The following is a 1,087-nucleotide window of genomic DNA, read 5'->3' as shown; positions in this document are numbered from 1 at the left end:
GGGTGAAGCGCGCCGCGGCGGCAGAACCGGCGGGGATCGACAGCACCTTGATCCCGACCACCCGGCCGTTGCGGTCCATCACCAATTGCCGCGCCTCGGTCAGCGGGTGAAAGGCGAGGCCGAGCCGCAGCGCCGATTGCCGCAGCGGATCATAAATCCCGACACCGAGCCCCCAGGCTTTCTTGCCGTTGCGGGTATAGGCGCGGTGGCCGCGCGCGGCTGGCCTGGCGATCTTGCGATAGCTCGCGACGAGCGAATTGTCCGGGTGGTAGAGGAAGTAATCGAGCGGCGGATAGGACGCCTTCTTGCGCCACACCTTGGCATTGAGCTTGCCGCCGTGCTTTACAATCCAGTCGATCGTCGCCGGGCTTTCCTCGACGAAGCGGCGCAAGGTCGCATCGGCGACGACCTCGCCCGCCTCGACTTTGAGATATTTGTACATCTCCTCCGGCGTGTCTTCCTCGCCGGCCTCTTTCTGGATCGCCGTCCCGCCGCCGGCATAGAAGACGCCGCCGTTCGCCGCGGTCGAGCCGCCGCCCTCGTAGCGGTCGATCGCGATCACGCTGACTCCGCGTTCGAGCGCCTCCAGCGCCGCCGCCACCCCCGCACCGCCGAGCCCGACGACGACCAGATCGGCGGTCTCGGACCAGGGGTGCGCATCGGGATCGTCGAGAACGAGCGGGTCTTCGACCGCGAGGTTCAAACCGGCGGCAAGCGGCGAAACGGTCATGCTGCGGCGATCGTCCCGAGAAATTCGACAAGTGTGGCGTTCACGTCCGGGGTCCGTTCGAGCTGCATCATATGCCCCGCCTTGGGCAAAATGCGCACCGCGCGGACATCGGCGTGATGATCGGGGATATGCGCGATCGGATCGTCGCCGTGCCACGCCTCCAGATCGACGTCATTCTCGCTGCCGATGAAATAGAAAGGCGGCGTGCTCTTGACGCCCTCGAACGCGCGGCGCTGTTCCCAGCGCAGATCCATCGCGCGATACCAGTTGAGCCCGCCGGTGAACCCCGAGCGGCTATATTCGGAGACGAAGAATTCCAGCTCCAGCTCGTTCAGCCACGCCCAGGGCAGCGGCGGC

At 66.1% G+C, this 1,087-nt stretch carries 2 protein-coding genes; both read right to left on the bottom strand.

Annotation, left to right across the window (positions count from 1 at the left end; genetic code table 11):
* Positions 1-730: FAD-dependent oxidoreductase (locus BGN95_RS21645; RefSeq protein WP_286773975.1), on the bottom strand; the 730-nt coding region annotated here is incomplete at its 3' end.
* The coding region (locus BGN95_RS21640; RefSeq protein WP_502688331.1) for an alpha/beta fold hydrolase at positions 727-1,087 on the bottom strand (361 nt) is incomplete at its 5' end. The genes BGN95_RS21645 and BGN95_RS21640, both read right to left, overlap by 4 nt.

The sequence above is a fragment of the Sphingomonas sp. 66-10 genome (genome assembly GCF_001897045.1).
GTDB lineage: Bacteria > Pseudomonadota > Alphaproteobacteria > Sphingomonadales > Sphingomonadaceae > Sphingomonas > Sphingomonas lycopersici.
The sequence above is the reverse complement of the archived record's forward strand: the minus strand, read 5'-3'. Positions and strand labels throughout refer to the sequence as shown.